The sequence below is a fragment of the Maribacter dokdonensis DSW-8 genome, from assembly GCF_001447995.1.
In the GTDB taxonomy this organism is placed as follows: Bacteria; Bacteroidota; Bacteroidia; order Flavobacteriales; family Flavobacteriaceae; genus Maribacter; species Maribacter dokdonensis.
Genome location: NZ_LDPE01000008.1, coordinates 1 through 18,667 on the forward strand (window position 1 = coordinate 1; position 18,667 = coordinate 18,667).

The 18,667-nt window shown below is 36.5% G+C and carries 18 protein-coding genes and 1 pseudogene; 13 read left to right on the forward strand and 6 right to left on the reverse strand.

The genetic code is table 11. The features are described 5' to 3' along the window. Positions 1–1,725 (reverse strand): annotated as a pseudogene (locus tag I600_RS17755) (hypothetical protein); the annotation flags it as partial. Between the two features lie 280 nt (positions 1,726–2,005). On the opposite strand from I600_RS17755, the gene I600_RS17760 reads away from it, so the two are divergent. The 6 genes from I600_RS17760 to I600_RS19040 all read left to right on the forward strand — a co-directional run bounded on the left by I600_RS17760 (position 2,006) and on the right by I600_RS19040 (position 7,446). Further along, entirely contained in the window at positions 2,006–2,749 is a 744-nt protein-coding gene (locus tag I600_RS17760) for a peptidase associated/transthyretin-like domain-containing protein (RefSeq protein WP_058105921.1), read from the forward strand. Next, positions 2,739–3,512, forward strand: coding sequence for a peptidase associated/transthyretin-like domain-containing protein (locus I600_RS17765; RefSeq protein WP_058105922.1), 774 nt, complete (start codon positions 2,739–2,741; stop codon positions 3,510–3,512). The genes I600_RS17760 and I600_RS17765 overlap by 11 nt, the downstream gene beginning before the upstream one ends. 52 nt (positions 3,513–3,564) lie before the next feature. Next, positions 3,565–4,071, forward strand: coding sequence for a DUF6702 family protein (locus tag I600_RS17770; protein ID WP_157490936.1), 507 nt, complete (start codon positions 3,565–3,567; stop codon positions 4,069–4,071). A gap of 58 nt (positions 4,072–4,129) precedes the next feature. After that, complete coding sequence (locus tag I600_RS17775) at positions 4,130–6,442, forward strand: M1 family metallopeptidase (protein ID WP_058105924.1); 2,313 nt, start codon at positions 4,130–4,132, stop codon at positions 6,440–6,442. 92 nt (positions 6,443–6,534) lie between these two features. Beyond that, positions 6,535–6,864 carry a twin-arginine translocase TatA/TatE family subunit gene (locus I600_RS17780; RefSeq protein ID WP_244275721.1) on the forward strand — a complete coding sequence of 110 codons (330 nt, stop codon included), beginning with the start codon at positions 6,535–6,537 and terminating at the stop codon, positions 6,862–6,864. A 6-nt stretch (positions 6,865–6,870) separates the two neighbouring features. After that, entirely contained in the window at positions 6,871–7,446 is a 576-nt protein-coding gene (locus I600_RS19040; RefSeq protein ID WP_082643027.1) for a phosphatase PAP2 family protein, read from the forward strand. Here the strand turns inward: I600_RS19040 and I600_RS17790 are convergent. After that, the gene (locus I600_RS17790) at positions 7,409–8,050 is read right to left on the reverse strand and encodes an O-methyltransferase (RefSeq protein ID WP_058105927.1); all 642 of its coding nucleotides are present in this window, start codon (positions 8,048–8,050) and stop codon (positions 7,409–7,411) included. The two genes, I600_RS19040 and I600_RS17790, sit on opposite strands and share 38 nt — an antisense overlap. 63 nt (positions 8,051–8,113) lie before the next feature. Between I600_RS17790 and I600_RS17795 the strand changes: the two genes are divergently transcribed. The 3 genes from I600_RS17795 to I600_RS17805 all read left to right on the forward strand — a co-directional run bounded on the left by I600_RS17795 (position 8,114) and on the right by I600_RS17805 (position 11,225). Next, a complete protein-coding gene (locus I600_RS17795; RefSeq protein WP_058105928.1) occupies positions 8,114–8,584 on the forward strand; it encodes a GNAT family N-acetyltransferase in 471 nt (156 codons plus the stop codon). Positions 8,585–8,649: 65 nt separating this feature from the next. Then, the gene (gene kynU / locus I600_RS17800; RefSeq protein ID WP_058105929.1) at positions 8,650–9,918 is read left to right on the forward strand and encodes a kynureninase; all 1,269 of its coding nucleotides are present in this window, start codon (positions 8,650–8,652) and stop codon (positions 9,916–9,918) included. Positions 9,919–10,076: 158 nt separating this feature from the next. Then, on the forward strand, positions 10,077–11,225 hold the full coding sequence (locus I600_RS17805; RefSeq protein WP_058105930.1) for an MFS transporter: 1,149 nt from the start codon (positions 10,077–10,079) through the stop codon (positions 11,223–11,225). Position 11,226: 1 nt separating this feature from the next. On the opposite strand, the gene I600_RS17810 is transcribed toward I600_RS17805, so the two are convergent. Continuing rightward, a complete protein-coding gene (locus I600_RS17810) occupies positions 11,227–12,393 on the reverse strand; it encodes a peptidase associated/transthyretin-like domain-containing protein (protein WP_058105931.1) in 1,167 nt (388 codons plus the stop codon). Positions 12,394–12,436: 43 nt separating this feature from the next. Next, on the reverse strand, positions 12,437–13,117 hold the full coding sequence (locus I600_RS17815) for a hypothetical protein (protein ID WP_058105932.1): 681 nt from the start codon (positions 13,115–13,117) through the stop codon (positions 12,437–12,439). 81 nt (positions 13,118–13,198) lie between these two features. Here I600_RS17815 and I600_RS17820 point away from each other — a divergent pair, with 81 nt between their 5' ends. From I600_RS17820 to I600_RS17835, 4 genes are all read left to right on the forward strand, one after another. Beyond that, positions 13,199–13,825: an RNA polymerase sigma factor gene (locus I600_RS17820; RefSeq protein WP_082643028.1), complete on the forward strand. Its 627-nt coding sequence runs from the start codon at positions 13,199–13,201 to the stop codon at positions 13,823–13,825. After that, positions 13,825–14,022, forward strand: a complete 198-nt coding sequence (locus tag I600_RS17825) for a hypothetical protein (protein WP_058105933.1) — start codon at positions 13,825–13,827, stop codon at positions 14,020–14,022. The genes I600_RS17820 and I600_RS17825 overlap by 1 nt, the downstream gene beginning before the upstream one ends. A gap of 16 nt (positions 14,023–14,038) precedes the next feature. After that, positions 14,039–14,884: a mechanosensitive ion channel family protein gene (locus I600_RS17830; RefSeq protein WP_058105934.1), complete on the forward strand. Its 846-nt coding sequence runs from the start codon at positions 14,039–14,041 to the stop codon at positions 14,882–14,884. Between the two features lie 105 nt (positions 14,885–14,989). Then, on the forward strand, positions 14,990–15,538 hold the full coding sequence (locus I600_RS17835; RefSeq protein WP_058105935.1) for a ClpP family protease: 549 nt from the start codon (positions 14,990–14,992) through the stop codon (positions 15,536–15,538). Positions 15,539–15,630: 92 nt separating this feature from the next. Here I600_RS17835 and I600_RS17840 read toward each other — a convergent pair whose 3' ends face one another. Beyond that, the gene (locus I600_RS17840; RefSeq protein WP_058105936.1) at positions 15,631–17,577 is read right to left on the reverse strand and encodes an OmpA family protein; all 1,947 of its coding nucleotides are present in this window, start codon (positions 17,575–17,577) and stop codon (positions 15,631–15,633) included. 18 nt (positions 17,578–17,595) lie between these two features. Continuing rightward, a complete protein-coding gene (locus tag I600_RS17845) occupies positions 17,596–18,498 on the reverse strand; it encodes a PorP/SprF family type IX secretion system membrane protein (RefSeq protein WP_058105937.1) in 903 nt (300 codons plus the stop codon). Positions 18,499–18,667: the final 169 nt, after the last annotated feature.

Sequence of the window (18,667 nt, forward strand, 5' to 3'; positions counted from 1 at the left end):
TTGAATAGCTCCAGCAGCAGTTGTTACTAAAACTTGGTCGTCAGTTAAAGGTAAAGCGGCCGGCGTTATTGTAAAAGGAGTAGCTATAGTTCCGTCGCCAGAAATTGTAACGCCATCGGCAACTTCGGTAGTTCCGCCAGTTGCACCTGGAGGAGTTGCCCAAACAACATCTCCATCAACATTCGTGCTTAAAAATTCTCCATTGGCACCTGGTGTTATTGTGAAAGGTGTAGCTGCAGTTCCATCACCAGAAATTGTTGTTCCATCAGCTACTTCGGTGGATCCACCTGTTCCACCTGGTGCTGCTACCCAAGTTACAGCACCACCAACGGTACTTAAAAACTGACCATTTAGACCGGGTTCTATTTTTAAAGGAGTAACCGCTTCATTTTCTATGGTAAGTAAACCTTGGTCATTCATGGTAGCATCACCAGAAATAAAACCTTGTTCCGCTACATTTGCGTTGGAGCCTATTAAAATATTTCCTTGGTTTAAAGGGATTTCTCCATTTTTTAAATATCCGAAAGCAGCAATCTCAGCATCTGTCAATTGGGTGTCTGTGTCAATAGATGTAAGTGGAACTGATAATGTACCTGCAACATCTGTTATCCTTAACTCGCCTCCAACAACATCAAAAGCAGTGTTTTGTTCATTAACAGGGTCACTACCCCCAGAGGTTACAACATCTGCAATTTCTGTGTCAACATAAGCTTTTGTAGCTGCGTCATTGATATCTACTGGTGCTCCAATGTTTTCAATTCGTATACCTCCAGCGTCATTTCCATCTAAAAGTACTTCTTCGATATTCTGTAGTTCATTGCTTGCATTGGCATCCGCATCATCTACGTTTAAAGTAATTTCATTTCCATTTAAAATAGAAATATTACCAGCAGTTCCATTTGTAGCGATTGTTTGCTCATCGGTGCCGGTATTGGTATAAGTGCTTAGGTCAATGGGTGTACCACCATCTTGTAAGGTTAAAATATTATTTTGCAAAGTTAACTGCTGATCATCTGATCCTACCAAAGCTTCTAAACTAATGGTAGAAACACCTGGTGTAGTTGATCTAGAAATAGTTAGAGTATTATCTAATTTATCAAAGGTCAGGTCAAAAAGATCGTTGGTGTCTTCCCATTGTACAATGCCATTTTCATCTGTAGTCAACACCTGATCGGCTATAGTGTTGGCCATATCTTCTGGGGCAATGCTGCCATCCCTAATTTCTACGGAACCTACCGCATTTTGTCTAAGCTCGCTGGATCCTACGGATTCTGCAGCCAGTTTGTCCTGTGTTATAGAATTGTCCTGTATATCATCTGGACCAATGCCTCCATCAATAATATTATCGCCCAAAATGCTGTTTTTGGCAACTTCTAAGTTGTACCCAGCCGCAGATTCCGTAATCTCTATGGTACTTCTGCCATTAATAATAGGGTCGTTGGTTATGGTAAAGTTCACGGCATCACAAAGGTTTACCCACTGGGTGCCATCATAGTAATTAACACATTCCGTATCGGTATTGTAGACCAAACCACCACGCTGTGGGGTAATGGCTTCCATTTCTAATGTGTTAACGCGGGTAATGACCAATACCTTAGAAGAACTTTCTAGCTCTAGAACAGACGAAGCATCTATATTTTGGGGGTTGTCTCCTATTTTAATTTGTCCGAATACGGGGGGCACTGCCAAAAAAATAAAGAAAATAAATAAAATTATTGCTTTCATACTTAGTGTCTTATGACGAGAAAATAACGATAAACAAAAATAGAATTATCTTGGTAATACCATTTATTTATAAGTTGAAATAATGTGCTATTGGGTTAAAGTACATGTATGGTCGTTGTACGGTATGGTTTTACATGAAGATAAGGACCTATTGCTTTCTTGGAAGATAAGAAATTAACAAAAGTTTATTGACAGGATTTTTTTTATAATAGTTACAAATCTTTTCTTTATCTTTTGAATACCCTATGGGTAGGGTATCATCCCTTTTAAGACACACTAAATGACCAGAAAATTACTTTTTTTATTTGTATTGTTTATCACAGTATCGGGCTTTGCACAAGATGATGCTAGAGTACCTTTAAGAGGTTCGGTAATCTACATGAGCATTGGAGTTCCCAATGAAAATGTGATTAACTCAACTTCTGAGCATGCAACCATTACCAATGACCAAGGGCAGTTTAAGATTAATGTAAAAGTGGGTGATCAATTAGTTTTTACGGCAGTAAACTACAATATAAAAGTAGTGACCATAACCGAGGAAATTTTGGCGAACAACCGTTTGGTGGTAGAGGTGAACGAAAAAGTGACGGAGTTAGACGAAGTGGTCATTACCCCAGAGCAGCAAGAACGTTTCTTGAAAATGAGAAACGAAGAATTTAAACAGCACGAGTACGAAATAGATCGAGGCACAGAGGTGGAGAATATTGCCATGTCCGATGTGGATAGAGGTATGCAAGACGGTCTTAATTTCGTAAACATCTTCAGGGCCATTTTTAAATCACAGGACCAAGCTGAAGAAGAGAAACCTAGGTTAAAGGTGAGTGAGGTGCTAAGACAGGTATATGACGATTCTTTCTTTGTTGTAGACCTGCAGATACCGCAAGATAAGATCAATGAGTTTTTGTATTACTGTGATGCTAGAATGCCTGCGCAGTCCTTACTTAAAAAGGAAAATGAATTTCAATTGATCGATGCATTGGTGAATCATAGTAAATCGTTTCTTAAAGATTTAAATGAGGAGTAGACTCCTATTCTTTTTTTTGCTTGCTAGCATTTCGGTTTTCTCCCAATTGGGCGAGACAAATAAATTAGAGGGCAGGGTATATAGTGATGACGGTGACGTTGCCGCCACTCATGTACTTAACTTAACATCTCAACGGGCCACCATAACCGATGAAAACGGATTTTTTACGGTTGCCGTGCAATTGTTGGATACCTTAGAATTTTCGGCCATACAATACAAAAAGAAAATTGTGGTAGTAAATACCGCAATTTTGGAAAGCAAGTTTATCTCTGTAGGTTTAGAAGAGGCACTTACTGAATTAGATGAGGTTACCGTAACGCCCTATAATCTTAGTGGTAACCTTTTAAAGGATCTGCCTACTTTAGAATTGGATCCCATAGTTACCGCATCTACTTTAGCTTTACCAAATGCTTATGTAAAAATACCTACCAAGGCCGAAAGGGAACTTTCTGCGGCTACAGCAAACCCCATAATGAGTTTTGACCCATTGATCAATGCCATTACCGGGCGTACTAAAATGTTGAAGAAGCGTGTAGAGCGCAATAAACTGTATGATAGAACGGAACGGGTACGTAAGTTTTACGCAGATAGTATTTACCAAAAACAGTTATTGATCCCTATTGATAAAATAGATGATTTTCTATATTATTGCGAGGTTGATCCCCGTTTTCAGCAAATTGTGGATACCCATAATGAAATGGAAATTTGGGAATACCTACGACAAAAGAGTATAGTGTACAGAAAGAATAATGCTTTGGATTAGGGGTGTTATATTTGGCATGTACTTTGCTCCATAGCATATGAAACCATACATTATGAAAATTTTTAAACCGGTATTGGTATTATTGATACTCCCCCTTTTTGCATTCGTAGGGGCGCACAAATTTTACATTAGTGTTACCAATGTAGACTATTCTGAAAAAGATGAGGCCATACAAATCATTACCCGTGTTTTTATAGATGATATGAATACGGTACTTAAAGAAAGATATGGTTATACTGCAAACCTGGGTACTGCTAAGGAAACGAAAATGGACAAGGATTTTCTTGAAAAATACTTACGTACAAAATTCTTGGTAGAAGTAAACCAAGAAAAGGCAACCTATGATTTTATAGGTCATAAGTATGATTCTGATATGGTCATTTGTTATTTAGAAGTACCTAATATTCCGTTATCCAACTTAAAACAAATTGGTATTACAGATGAAGTCCTTACGGATATTTATGATGATCAGCAAAACGTGGTGCACATGAAAGTAAAAGGCACAAAAAAAAGCCATGTTTTGGTGAAATCTCGTCCTAAAGGAATGTTAAATTTGTAACATATATTAAGATATCCCTATAAAAACTTTAATTTTCGGACACTAAAAAAACCAAGTAATGAAAAGAGTAAAGTACGCATTTGCGTCTATTTTATTCCTTTTTACGGCCGTAACGTTTGCTCAAGAAACGATGACCAAAGAAAAGGAACCTGGGCACTACAACCAGAGTAAGTTCAAACAATTGTATGAAGAGTTTTCTACGCCTAACACCTACAGATCTGCATCTGGCGCACCTGGTCCTGATTACTATCAGCAGCAGGCAGACTATGTAATGGACATTCGTTTAGATGATAAGAATGCTAAACTATTTGGTGAAGAGACCATTACATATACCAATAATTCCCCGGATGATTTGGAGTATTTATGGGTGCAGTTAGACCAAAATGTACGAGCTAAAGATTCTAAGGCGGCTTTAAAAAATGGTAGCGGTATTTCTTTGGGAGATTCTCCAGAGAAATTTGTAGGTAACTTTATGACCGAACCTTTTGATGGCGGTTTCAATATAGATTACGTTAAGGATGATTCTGGAAAAGCATTGCCTTACACCATTAACTTTACTATGATGCGTGTAGATTTACCTACGCCGTTAAAGAGTGGGGATAAGTATGCTTTTAAGATCAAGTGGAACTATAATATACCGGATCATACGATTAATAGGGCAAGATCAGGTTATGAGTATTTTGCTGAAGACGGTAACAGAGCATATGTAATTGCACAGTTCTTCCCAAGAATGGCCGTTTACAATGATGTTGAAGGATGGCAGAACCACCAGTTTTGGGGTAATGGCGAATTTGCTCTTCCTTTTGGGGATTATGAGGTGAACATTACCGTACCTGCAGATCATATTTTAGATGGTACAGGTGTACTTCAAAATAGAAAAGAAGTATATAGCAAAGAGATGATGGCGCGTTATGAAAAAGCGAAAAAATCATATGACAAACCTGTAATCATTGTAAGTCAAGAAGAAGCAGAAGCTGCAGAAAAAGGTTTTTCAGATAAAACAAAGACATGGAAGCTAAAAGCGGAGAATGTTCGTGATTTTGGTTTTGCAACCTCAAGAAAGTTCATTTGGGACATGCAAGCGGTAAAATTGGGTAACAGAGACGTAATGGCGGTATCTATGTACCCTAAAGAAGGTAACCCGTTATGGGAAGAGTATTCTACAAAAGCTGTAGCGCATACTTTGAAATCTTACTCTTCGCATACATTTGACTACCCTTACCCTAAAGCAATTTCTGTACATGCCAAAAGACAAGGTATGGAGTACCCAATGATCTGTTGGAACTACGGTAGACCAAATAAGGATGGTAGCTATTCTGACAGAACTAAATATGGAATGATCAGTGTAATCATTCATGAGGTAGGACATAACTTTTTCCCAATGATAGTAAATTCGGATGAGCGTCAATGGGGATGGATGGATGAAGGTTTAGATACTTTTATGCAGTACATGGCAGAGCAAGAGTTTGGGGAAGCATATCCAGAAGCTATTGCGCCTAACGCAAAATACCCATCAAGAAGAGGGGATCCAGCTAAGATCGTACCTTACATGAGCGGTGATCAAAGTACTATTGCACCAATTATGTCTAACCCTGAAAACGTTTTTCAATTAGGACCAAACGCCTATGGAAAACCTGCAACAGCGTTGAATATTTTGAGAGAGACCGTAATGGGTCGCGAGTTGTTCGATCATGCGTTTAAAACATATTCTCACCGTTGGAAATTTAAGCACCCAACCCCAGAAGATTTCTTTAGAACAATGGAAGATGCATCTGCCGTTGATCTAGATTGGTACTGGAGAGGATGGTTCTATACTACCGACTATGTGGATATGGCCGTAAAGGATATTAAGAAATACTACGTAAGCGATCAGCCAAATAAGAAGATGAAAGCATATTTGGCAGAGCGCGGTATACCAGAGTCCAATTTACCACCAATGGTATATTTAGAGGAGTATGATGATGCCGGTATGGTATCACCGGAACTAAAGAATAATTTGCCTTCTGAAACTTCTAAAACGTTGAAGGAATTTATGATGGATAATATGACGGCCGCTGAAAGAGCAGCTATAAAAGAGCCTAAGTATTTTTACGAAGTAACGTACAACAGTCCGGGTGGTTTACCAATGCCTTTAATTGTTGAGTATACATATGAGGACGGATCGGTTAAGAATGTAACCTATCCGCCAGAAATCTGGAGAAAGAACAGCAAAGAGGTAAGTATGGTGATTTCATCTACATCTGAGCTAAAAGGAATTCAGATAGACCCCAAAATGGAAACTGCTGATATTGATACAACTAACAATAGTTGGCCAAAGAAAGAGCAGGAAAGTGATTTCGATAAAATGAAAGAAGGAATCAAAGGAGAATAATTAACAAAACATTTATTGAAAAAAGCCTCGTATAACTACGGGGCTTTTTTAATTTCGATACTAAACTTGTTTATATTTGTAGTATGATTGCTATGTATTCATTATTTATTAGTGGCGCGGAAATTTTCTTCATTATGTTTATCGTAGTGATGGTTTTTGGTGCCGACAAAATTCCTGGTATTGCCAAGGGCTTGGGCAAAGGTATGCGCCAGCTAAAAGATGCTACTGAAGATATTAAACAAGAAATTCAAAAAAGTGCCGACAAACAAGGTATAGATACAAGTTTTGTGACCGATATTAAAAAGGATATTGATGACATGAAACAAGATATTAGTTCCGGTTTAGGTACTGACGTTAAAAAGCAAATAAATGACGTCACTAAAAATATCAATGAAGTAACCGGTACGATCAAGAGAAAATAAGCGCTTATGCTAGATAAGATCTTACAATGGGATCGAGATGCCTTTGTCTATCTTAACAGTCTAGGTATAGAACAGTACGATGCTTTTTGGTCTACCGTTACCAAATTTCCACCTTGGATTCCACTCTTTGCATTGATCATTACACTTTTCTTTATAAAATTCCCAAAGAAAGAAGCTATAACAATGATTTTGACCATATTGATTATGGCAGCTTTTGTGGCTACGGTCACTGACCTGACAAAGCATGTGGTAGCCCGCTTAAGACCTAATAATGACGAAGAGCTAAATACGTTGATCCGTATTTTACGGAGTCCGTCCGGGTTCAGCTTTTTTTCGGGCCATGCCTCATCTTCCTTTTCTATAATCACGTTGACCGTTCTTTTTTTAAGGCGAGAATTTAAATGGGTGTATTTATTTTATATCTGGCCTATACTATTTGCTATGAGTAGGGTGTATGTTGGGGTGCACTTTCCTATAGATTTAATGGTAGGTGCTTTGGTAGGTATATGCTCTGCTTGGTTGTTCTACAAGTTATACGGTTTACTTATTTTACCCTACTTAGGGTCAGTCCGTCACGAATAGGCAGCAATACCGTCTCTAATTGTGGATGATCACTTAGTTTTTTATTATAGTCCAACAATACTTTTGTGGTCACATCTTTTGGGTTCAAAGGCTCAACCACTTTACCTGACCACAATACATTATCTGAAAGTATCACAGAGCCAGATTTGGTTTTGGGTAGTACAACATCTAAATACTTATCGTATTGCTTTTTCTCCGCATCAATAAAAATAAGGTCAAAGGTGATATCCATTTTAGGGATAATGTCCAAAGCATTACCTACATGTTGTATGATCTGATTACCATAATCACTTCGATCAAAAAAAGTACGCTGAATTTGTTCTAGTTCTGCATTGACATCAATAGTATGTAATTGTCCGTTTTTTTGTAATCCTTCCGCAAGACATAAAGCGGAATAACCGGTATACGTGCCAATTTCTAGAATGTTGGCAGGATGTATCAATTTAGAAAGTAAACTTAAAACACGACCTTGAAAATGCCCCGTTAGCATACGGGGCTGTATAACCTTTAAATGCGTTTCTCGGGTAAGTTCTTGTAACAACTTAGGTTCTGGCTGTGAATGGTCCGCTAAGTAATTTTCTAAAAGTGGCGATAAAAAATGCATGCGTTTCTTTTTGCAAAAATAGGGTTTTAAGCCTTATTTTAATGGACTCAAATTAGCATAACCATGAACAATGAAATTACCCTTAGGGAAGCCCTAAAAAATGATGTGCCTGTACTATTGCAATATGAGCAAGAAGTGGTCAAGGCAGAACGCCCAATGGATCCAACTATTAGAAATAATGATGTGCAATACTATGATTTAGATGCATTGATAGAAAACCCAAGAGCTACCCTTATGGTTGCTTGTGACGGAGATAAAATTGTGGCAACGGGTTATGCATTGGAAAAACAGGCAAGACCTTACTTGGATCATGAGACCTATGCTTATTTGGGTTTTATGTATACCGATCCGGAATATAGGGGCAGGGGAATTAACGGTAAAATTGTGGAAGCCTTACAGCATTGGGCCATGAATATTGGGCTTACGGAAATAAGGTTGCATGTATATGAGGAAAATGAACCTGCTATTAAAGCCTATGAAAAAAAAGGGTTTAAAAGACACATGATCGAAATGCGATTAAGAACAGAATCTTAAAATGCTATTATTGCATGGAGCTTATAATATTATAGGCTTATGTTTACCTTTATACAAAATTAGCTATGGAGTTTAAAAATACGTTGCAGTTTGCACAATCATTAGATGCAAAAGACAATTTGAATATATATAGAGATGAATTTATTTTTCCTAAAATTAATGGGAAGGAGGTCATCTATTTTACCGGTAATTCTTTAGGATTACAGCCAAAAAGAACCAAATCGTTTGTAGATGAGGTCATGAAAGATTGGGCGGAACTTGCCGTTGAAGGTCATTTTTATGCAGAAAAACCTTGGTGGGACTATCATGAGCGCCTAGCTGAGCCCTTGGCAAAAGTAGTGGGGGCGTTGCCTGAAGAAATATCGGTAATGAATACGCTTACGGTGAATCTTCATTTATTGATGGTCTCTTTTTACAACCCCACTCAAAAGAGATTTAAGATTCTTTGTGAAGAAAAAGCATTTCCTAGTGATCAATACATGTTTCAAAGTCAAGTTCGTTTTCATGGGCTAGACCCGGATGAAACTATTGTAGAGATTAAAAAGAGAGAAGGGGAGCATCATTGGAGAACAGAAGATATACTGGCAAAAATTGAAGAGTTGGGAGATGAACTAGCACTTGTTTTAATTGGCGGAGTAAATTATTACAATGGTCAAGTAATGGATATGGAAGCTATTACCAAAGCAGGAAAAGCAGTTGGTGCCAATGTGGGTTGGGACCTAGCACATGCCGTTGGTAATGTAGAATTGAAACTGCATGAATGGGATGCCGATTTTGCATCATGGTGTAGTTATAAATATATGAATAGCGGACCAGGAAATGCTTCTGGAATTTTCGTGAATAAAAAACACCTGAATAAAAAAGATATTCAGCGTTTTGAAGGATGGTGGGGAACCAAAAAGGAAACCCGTTTTTTAATGAAGCCAGAGTTTGAACCTATGGAAAATGCCGATGCCTGGCAAATAAGCAATGTACCTGTGCTATCGGTTGCGCCCTATTTGGCTTCATTGACCATGTTTGAAGAAGTTGGTATGCATAAATTGATTGATAAGAGAAAATTAATTGTTTCCTATCTAGAGTTTATTCTACATGAAATAGATAAAGAGGTAGATAGCACTTTTGAAATCATAACTCCGGCAGATAGAGGCTGTCAGCTTTCTGTGTTCTTACATGGACAGGGCAAGGCGTTGTTTAATTATTTGATGGAAAATGGGGTGGTGACAGATTGGCGAGAGCCCAATGTAATTCGTTTAGCACCGGCTCCTTTCTATTCTACGTTTGAAGATATGTACCGTTTTGGGCAGATATTAAAAGAAGGAGTACTTGCCAATTAAAATTTTGTAGAATTTAGAATATAGAAAAGAGAGAAAAGAAAATAGAAAGGTATTTTTTCAATTTTAACCAACAACCAACAACCAACAACCAACAACCAACAACCAACACCTGTGCTGAGCGTAGCCGAAGTAACCAATAACTAACATCTGACAACCAAGTGAAGTCATTACGATTAATTTTAGGGAAAGCACGTTATTTTGGTCCGTCATGGGTATTTGCAAGTATCAACATACTATTTGGAACATGGGCCATTTATATACCCACGGTCAAAGAGACTTTGCATATTAGTAAGTCTGAGCTGGGTATAGCTATTTTCTTTTTGGCACTAGGTGTATTCACGGTTTTTCCGTTTGCCTCAGGTATTATCAATAGGGTAGGGGTTGGTAAAAGCACATTTTACGGGGTGTTGGCGAGTTGTGTTGCTGCCATGCTGCCACTACTGGCACCCAGTTATTATATGTTAATGGCAGCCTTGTTTCTTTTTGGGGCTTCTAATGGTATCACGGATATTGCTATGAATACCTTGGTAACGGAAATAGAGAAAAAGGATAAGGTAAAGTTTATGGCAGCATCTCATGGTTTTTTTAGTCTAGGTGGTGTTTTGGCAGGTTTGGGTAGTTTTTTAATTGGTCCGTTGTCAAATCCCGTACTACACATGTTCATTGCCGTGTTACTCGTTTTGGTGGTCAATTTTAAATTTAGGAAACAATATTTTACGGAAGTAGCCGAAGAAATAGAAAATGAACCCTTTAGTTTTGGTTTGTTAAAACCGTTAATGCTATTAGGTCTTATTTCTTTTTTGGCCATGGGTAGTGAAGGTGCTATCGTAGATTGGAGCGGACTATATTTAAAGGAAATTGCGTTAGCGCCAGAAACTTTATGGGGATTGGGATTTTTAGGGTTTCAAATCACCATGACCTTAGGAAGGTTTTTAGGGGATGGGATCAGTGATAAAATTGGATCGGTCAAGATAGTTGCCGTAGGAGCAATTTTAGCAATTGCAGGATACTTTTTAGTATTGACAACAAATACTTACTTAAGTATTATCGGTTTTGCGTTAAACGGATTGGGATTTTCTGTCATGGTACCTGAAGTTTTTAGAATAGGGGGGAATGTAAAAGGAATAGATTCTTCTAAAGGCATTGCCTTTATTGCAGGTTCAGGATATGCCGGCTTTTTGTGTGCCCCACCAATTTTAGGTTTTCTAGCAGAGAATTATAGTTTGACCAGAAGCTTCGTGGTACTTTTGGCTTGTGGATTCCTAATTCTATTATTTACATTTTTATTAAAGAAAAAGAAAGCTTAGGTCAGTTTTTGATATTGCTTCTTACTTTAAATTCATTATTGGGATCTTGTACTTTTTCAATAAAATCCAGCATTTCTTCTGTTAGCAATAATTGATTTTGAGCATTCCAATAACGCTGATCGTACGGGTATTTTATTTTGAATAGATCTTTAGAAGTGCTCACATTTTTCTTGACGGGAAAGTCGCCCTCATGGTCAGATGTAGTCAATATAAAAGATACATCATAAAAAGAGGTGTAGGAATTTTTATCATCTGTCACCTCTACCTTTACATCATATTTTGCCGTGGCTATGTAATATTTGTTTGTATTTGAAGATTTGGAAAGTGACATTTCTTTTTCAACGGAGACCGTTCTAAATCTAATATTGCCATCCTTTTTATAAGGATTGTCTTTATTGTTAATGGCCATGTAAATTCTTTCAATAGCATGGTCATTATTGTTGATAATATAATGGCCATTTACTTCTTCATTTTCAATTTCTGGTTTGGTCTGAAAACTTAAATTGGTCTTACTGCCATTATTAAAAGTAGCTTCGGTCAAATCAAAAGCATCTCCAGTAGCGTTCATAGGGGTGAAATTCATGAATAATTGGTAAAAGGTTTCGAAAATGAAGTATACTTCATTTTCATCTTTCACTAATCCAACTTTACGCATATTGGTCAACTCTACCTTAAAGTCTTTCTTATCGGGGTCAATTTCTTTTGTATATAATAGCGTTCTTCTTTCCAGTTTACCTTGCAAGTCTTGAATTCTGGTAATTTCACCATTATATCTTAAAACACCTCTCAACAGAAATTTCTCTTTATATGGATAAATAGGGTAATTAGATCTAATAGAATCCCCAACTTTTTGCCATAGGGTTTTTTCATTCGTAACCGTAACTTCATTAAGCTCCAATACACTTTTGTTGAGGAAAATGGTATCCTTTACTTTTTGAAAAGTAGTAGTTAATTTATCATAACCAACCCTGTAAATTATAATGGAATCAAATAGTGATGAAAATTGAAACCGACCATCTTCATTGGAAATAGTATGATCTTTAGAATTATAGACACCGACAAATTCAAGAGGAACATTGTCGGCACCATCTACTATTACAGCATCTATAGTCTGTTGTGAAAATCCAATAAATGAAAGTAGAAAAAACAGAAAGAATGATGGTCTCATGGATTAGTTGTTAAGATTGAAACGTATCAAACTTTGTACCATATTATTTCACCTCTACCCCGGAAAAATAAAGTGAGAAATCAGCATCCGGTCTATTGTGCATCATGCTTATGTGTAACCCGTTTAGGTTTTTATAGTCTTCCCAAGTGGTTACCATATTAGGTTCAGACTGGTTTTCCTTTCTGTATACCCATTCTTTAATAATATAATCATCTCCAAAATAATAGTCGTAGGCATCGCCAGGTGTGTAGCCACCTTCATTATTATAAACTGTGGTTAATTTATGCATGGTAGCTTTGCTGATCGGTGCTTCTACATTTTCTGTGTGCTTGTGGGTGAAACTTTTTTGATCCCATACCAATTGATATGGTGCCAATAGCCAAAACTTATCATTTACAAATCCGCCATCGGTGGCCGTCATGGTACTATCTACAGATTTTCTGTTGTAAGAGATGGTGTCTTGTCTTGTCATCATGGTTACATCGTTAGAACCCGTTTCCCATAACCAAGTACGTTCAAAGTGTTCATCTTCACGATCTACATTAAAAGTAAATTTTATACGCTCTACATCTTTCCAGTGTTCAAAACCGTTGGCATTGGCTATTTTTTCAAGAACGGTCAATTCCTTATCTTCGGCAACGACAACTTTAGATTTTTTTTGGTCGGTTTTACATCCTGTAAATACGCTTGAAACAAGAATGGAAAGAAGAATTAATTTTTTCATTTTTCTGTAGATTTTCAAGTAAATATATCAATTACAGTATCTTTAACCTACTTTTATTTTTTTGTAAACATAATTATTAGGGTGACTTTTCTTAAGAAGCTTTGTTTTATAATCATTGGAAACCAGTTTGGAAATAAAACGGTTTCTAAAGGCGCACATGAAAAACTTACCGATAATGAGTTGATCGAGAGAATTGTTGCCAATAACGATTCTTTATTATTTGGAGAATTATATGATCGGTACTCTCAATTGGTCTATAATAAGTGTTTAGGATTTTCAAAGTCTAACAAAGAAGCTGAAGATTTAACCCAAGATATTTTTTTAATGTTATTTGTTAAGTTGGGTTCGTTCAAGGGAAATTCAAAATTCTCTACTTGGCTCTACTCTTTCACTTATAATTTTTGTGTCAATTACGTGAACAGAAATAAGGAAAGAAAAATAAATGATAACTCAATTAAATATGATACTCAAGAAGATATACCTGTTGATGTAACCGATGATTTACTATTGCAAATGCAGGTAGATAAGCTAAAAAAGGCTTTGGAACTAATTGCGCCAGAAGATAAATCTCTATTATTATTGAAATATCAAGATGGAGCATCAATAAAAGAATTGGAAAATATCTTAGATTTAAAACCGAGTGCGATAAAAATGAGGCTCAAAAGGGCAAAAGCGAAAGTAACGGAAATGTATAAAACCCTACCTTAATGCTAGAACAGGACAATAATCCATTTAAAAATTTACAAGGGGATCTTAAAGATGTTCCACCAGAACTACGTAAAAAAGTTATGGATGATGTCGCTGCGGCTAAATTGGTGATGGAATTGACCAATCTATTTACGGGTAATTTTGCCTCTATTATTGAGGGCATGTTAAAAACGAATTCAAAACCTAACCAGAAATAATAGTAGTAGACCAGATATGGAAACAGTAGATAAGTGGAAAGACCTAACATTTGAATCTTTAAGTAATATTTTTAAAGATATAGCGGCAGCGTTACCAGGTATTTTCGGGGCCTTTATAGTAATTGTATTTGGGTGGATCATAATAAAAATTACCACCCTGGTATTAAGAAAGATATTTAAGGTCATTAAGTTGAGCAGTATTTCTGAAAAAATAAATGACGCTAAACTTTTTGGTGATGCCGATATTAAGATAGATCTATCTAAAATCATTGTAACCTTTGTAAAAGTGCTGCTTTGGTTGGTGTTTATAATTGTGGCCTCAGATATTATGGGCTTGACCATTATTTCTACAGAAATTGCCAATTTACTACGTTACCTGCCTATTTTGTTGTCTGCTATGGTCATTTTCATGATAGGATTGTTCTTGGCCAAAACGATCAAAGAGACCATTATTAAGGTTTTTGATTCTATTGGTCTAGGTGGTGGAAAAATTCTTGGAAATGTTTTGTTCTACCTCATTATAATTTTTGTGAGTATAACAGCGTTAAACCAAGCAGGTATAGACACACAGATCATAACCAATAACTTTACCATTGTTCTGGGAGCTTTTTTGTTGGCGATCTCTTTGGCCTTAGGTTTAGGGTCTAGAGAAATAGTTGGTGATCTTTTGAGAACTTTTTATTCTAGAAAAATTTATGCAGTAGGAGATAAGGTTAAAATAGGCGATTTGCAAGGTACAGTGGTTGGTATAGATAATATAGCAATGGTATTAAAGACAAAAACCGGCAAAGTGGTTATCCCTATTAAGAAGGTAGTGGAAAAAACGGTGGAAGTAGAAGAGATTACGGCACCAAAAGAGTAATTGTAATATAAGTTGAAAAGAATTGGACGTTAATTAGGAGAAGGATTGCCTCTTCTGTTTATGATTTAATTCATTAATTTTGTTAGAGATAAATAAACTTAAAATATGAGTTCTAAAAAAGGAAAAATTCAGGAAGCCATAGATGAGAAATTGCTGGAGGAAAGAAAAGTCTTCTTATGGGGTATGGTTGATGACGATTCTGCAAAACATGTAATTGATAGGTTGTTATACTTGGATATGCAGAACAATAAAGAAATTCAATTATATATTAATAGTCCTGGAGGTTATGTAACTTCTGGTTTTGCAATGTATGACACTATAAAGTCATTAAAGAGTCCTGTTTCTACTATTTGTAGCGGTCTGGCAGCCTCTATGGGGTCTATATTATTGTCTGTTGGTAAAAAGGGTAGAAGGTTTATTCAGCCACACGCACAAGTAATGATTCACCAGCCAAGTGGTGGTGCAAGAGGGCAAGCTTCCAATATTGAAATTCAGGCAAGGGAAATTATTAAGACCAAAGAGTTAAGTGCCCAGATTTTGGCGGATAACTGTGGTCAAGACTTTGATAAAGTCTTAAAAGATTTTGATAGAGATTATTGGATGAATGCAGAGGAGTCTATTAAATACGGTATCGTAGACGGTATTTTAGAATAGGTAGCTACTTATTATAAAAAGCAAAAGTCCTTTACAAAATTGTAAAGGACTTTTTTTATGGTTGGTCGTTATTTGGTGATAATTTTATATACTTATTTTGAGGCAACTATGCCTTTTTTAATCTGTAAAATAGGGAATTCTGTTCTTCTATTTAGTTCCAGTTCCTCTGCAGAACAGTCTTGTTTACTTGTACAATGGTTGATAGGTACTCGCTTGCCAAACCCTTTGTATGAAACAATTCTATCTTTAGAAACACCGTTCTCAATTAAATATTCGTAGGTAGATTTTGCCCTACTTTCAGAAAGATCATCATTGTAGGCATGACTACCAACCGGATCTGTATGTGCCTCTAGTTTAATGATCATATCTGGGTAGGTAATGTTCATTACCTTAATTACCTTATTTAGCTCCGCAGCAGCATCGGGTCTAATATCACTTTTGTTGAAATCAAAGTATATTTTATTAAGTCCCGCCAATACTTTAAGGTCTAATACAGGCTCAAGAACAATATCTTGCCTCATAAGCTTTTGTGCCTTTGGGGTAGAAGAGGTGTTAAAGAAAACATTTTTATGTGGGTGGGTTTTTCTCACCGCCTCGATCATGTAAGTAGTTTTTCTGTTCACCGGAAATCTATAGTACCCATTTTCATCTGTTGTAGTCTGCGCCACCAGCGTGTTGGTAATTTGATCAAATAATTTGACCGTTACACTATCCAGCATTTGATTATTGACACCATCAACAACATAACCTTCTACATCTAAGGCAGGGGTAAATTTAAACTTGTAAATATCATCACTACCAACGCCACCTTCTCTGTTAGAGCTTACATAACCATCTAAACCGTTAGGTAGCCCATAGTATGCAAAATCATCGCTTGAACTGTTTATAGGAGTACCTAAATTAATAATGTCAATAACTTCACCATCCTCATTTGATATGGTAGAAAAGACATCTAATTGGCCAAAACCAACATGACCATCTGAACTAAAGAATAATTTACCCTCTTCGTTTATGAACGGAAACATTTCGTTTCCTTCCGTATTAACAATGGGTCCGGCGTTGATCGGCGTTTGTATACCTCCACGTTCATGAATTTCTGCGTAATAGATATCTGTACCACCGTAACCGCCAGGTCTATCAGAGGCAAAATATATTCGGGTCCTAGATTGGTTAACAGATGGGTGACCGGTTGAATAGTAGTCGCTGTTCATTCTAAGATTACTATTTTCTACCCATTTGCCATCTACAAATTTGGCGCTATATATTTTTAGGTTGATTTCGTTTGATACACCGTAACCAGCTTTTTTATCATAAAAATTATTTCTGGTAAAATACATGATGGTATCGTTCTTATAATCTGTAGAAAAAGCTACGGAACTTTCATGAAATTTTGTGTTGATATCTCCTTTTAAACGTATAGGTTCAGACATAGGATTGTCCTCTTGCACAGCAAAAAGATCTAACCAAGGCTCATCGTTCCAGCCATAAGTTTCACCGGTTACCACGTCTCGTCTAGAAGAGGCAAAATAGATGTTTCCTAAAAACCGAAACGCGCCAAAATCACTATCTGTAGAATTAAATGATACAGGTTCAACCTCATATCGTTGTCTACTGTTGAAGACTACCGATGCCAGGTTACCATCTTTTAAGAATCGTTTTACACGAGAATCGTTCTTATTATACTTTTTGTACTTTTTCAACCAAGTTTCAGATTCATCCAAATCTCCATTGGCATAAAGTGCCATGGCATATTTAAAATAATAATCTGTAGGAAGGGTGGCATTGTTGATTACAGCCTTAAAATGCGGAATAGATTTTTTATAATCACGGATTAATAGGTAGCATTCAGCTAATTGCTGGTGTGCATATTCCGCATTAAAATCTGTTTCCACCATTCTTTCATATTCAGGTATTGCTAAAGAATAGGAAAATTTACTAAAGTAATAATCAGCTTTTTTTTGCGATGCTATTTGCGCAATGGTAAATTGCCCTACTAGAAATAGTAGCGTTAAAAGCACCAAATTTTTATAATTTTTCATCGTATCGATTTTAAATTATTAGAAATATCTGGGGGATTTTACCGGACCTAATACTTTTTTGGCAAGTTCAAATATCAAAATTATTTCATGTGTACCGCCAGTATAAGGTCTTACCGATGATGTCGGTAGATCATAGGCATAACCAATTCTAAAATCTCTAGAAACTTGGTAATCCATCATTGCACCAAAGTTAGATGCATCGTTCACTCTATATGAGGTACCTACCCAAAATTTTTCATTGAACAAAAAGTTAATGGTAAAATCATAGGTTGCCGGGGCACCATTTGTAAATTTTGTAATTATGGTAGGTTTAAAAATAGTTGTTTCAGACAGGTCAAAAACCAGACCACCAATGGCATAATAGCTATTACGTTCTATAGCTTCAAATTCGCCTTCGTTCAAATCTGTATTTAAAATTCTTGGAGATGAAATACCGGCATACCATCTGTTTGAGCCAATATAAAAGCCAGCACCAAAATTAGGATTGATACTGTTGAAGTTGGCATTGAAGAATTGATCGTTGGGATCAGGATTTTCTAGGTTATAACTTGTGAACCCGCCCTTTAGTCCAAAACGCATTTTTACTTGCTGACTTACTGGAACGGTATATGAGAAATCACCATAAAAATAGTTGGTGCTTTCAAAACCTAAACGGTCATTGATGTATGATACGCCAATACCGATCTTTTCATTTTTTAATGGAGAATGAACGGATAGGGTACTGGTACGTGGGTTACCTTCTAATCCTGCCCATTGGTTTCTATGTAATATTGTAGCGTTCAACGTTTCTCTACTACCTGCGTATGCCGGGTTAACAGAAATGGTGTTGTACATGTACTGTGTAAATTGAGGTAACTGCTGTGCACTTACAAATACACCGGTAAATAGTAAAATGGCTAAAAAGAGATTAGCTTTTTTCATGGTTATGTTTGGGTTTAGCTTTTTACGGCTATATGTTAATGAATAAGTAGGTTAATCTTATTTAAACAAATTTAAACGCTGTTCTTATGTATAGAAAAATTAACGGTTGACTCTCCTTATTATTCGTTCTTATACCGTATTTTCGTTTAATTGATGATTTTATCGGTTA

Excerpts from the sequence above, each read along its gene's own strand:
- I600_RS17760 (WP_058105921.1), top strand. The coding sequence starts at position 2,006 with ATGACCAGAAAATTACTTTTTTTATTTGTATTGTTTATCACAGTATCG.
- I600_RS17765 (WP_058105922.1), top strand. The coding sequence starts at position 2,739 with ATGAGGAGTAGACTCCTATTCTTTTTTTTGCTTGCTAGCATTTCGGTT.
- I600_RS17770 (WP_157490936.1), top strand. The coding sequence starts at position 3,565 with ATGAAAATTTTTAAACCGGTATTGGTATTATTGATACTCCCCCTTTTT.
- I600_RS17775 (WP_058105924.1), top strand. The coding sequence starts at position 4,130 with ATGAAAAGAGTAAAGTACGCATTTGCGTCTATTTTATTCCTTTTTACG.
- I600_RS17780 (WP_244275721.1), top strand. The coding sequence starts at position 6,535 with ATGTATTCATTATTTATTAGTGGCGCGGAAATTTTCTTCATTATGTTT.
- I600_RS19040 (WP_082643027.1), top strand. The coding sequence starts at position 6,871 with ATGCTAGATAAGATCTTACAATGGGATCGAGATGCCTTTGTCTATCTT.
- I600_RS17790 (WP_058105927.1), bottom strand. The coding sequence starts at position 8,050 with ATGCATTTTTTATCGCCACTTTTAGAAAATTACTTAGCGGACCATTCA.
- I600_RS17795 (WP_058105928.1), top strand. The coding sequence starts at position 8,114 with ATGAACAATGAAATTACCCTTAGGGAAGCCCTAAAAAATGATGTGCCT.
- kynU (WP_058105929.1), top strand. The coding sequence starts at position 8,650 with ATGGAGTTTAAAAATACGTTGCAGTTTGCACAATCATTAGATGCAAAA.
- I600_RS17810 (WP_058105931.1), bottom strand. The coding sequence starts at position 12,393 with ATGAGACCATCATTCTTTCTGTTTTTTCTACTTTCATTTATTGGATTT.
- I600_RS17815 (WP_058105932.1), bottom strand. The coding sequence starts at position 13,117 with ATGAAAAAATTAATTCTTCTTTCCATTCTTGTTTCAAGCGTATTTACA.
- I600_RS17825 (WP_058105933.1), top strand. The coding sequence starts at position 13,825 with ATGCTAGAACAGGACAATAATCCATTTAAAAATTTACAAGGGGATCTT.
- I600_RS17830 (WP_058105934.1), top strand. The coding sequence starts at position 14,039 with ATGGAAACAGTAGATAAGTGGAAAGACCTAACATTTGAATCTTTAAGT.
- I600_RS17835 (WP_058105935.1), top strand. The coding sequence starts at position 14,990 with ATGAGTTCTAAAAAAGGAAAAATTCAGGAAGCCATAGATGAGAAATTG.
- I600_RS17840 (WP_058105936.1), bottom strand. The coding sequence starts at position 17,577 with ATGAAAAATTATAAAAATTTGGTGCTTTTAACGCTACTATTTCTAGTA.
- I600_RS17845 (WP_058105937.1), bottom strand. The coding sequence starts at position 18,498 with ATGAAAAAAGCTAATCTCTTTTTAGCCATTTTACTATTTACCGGTGTA.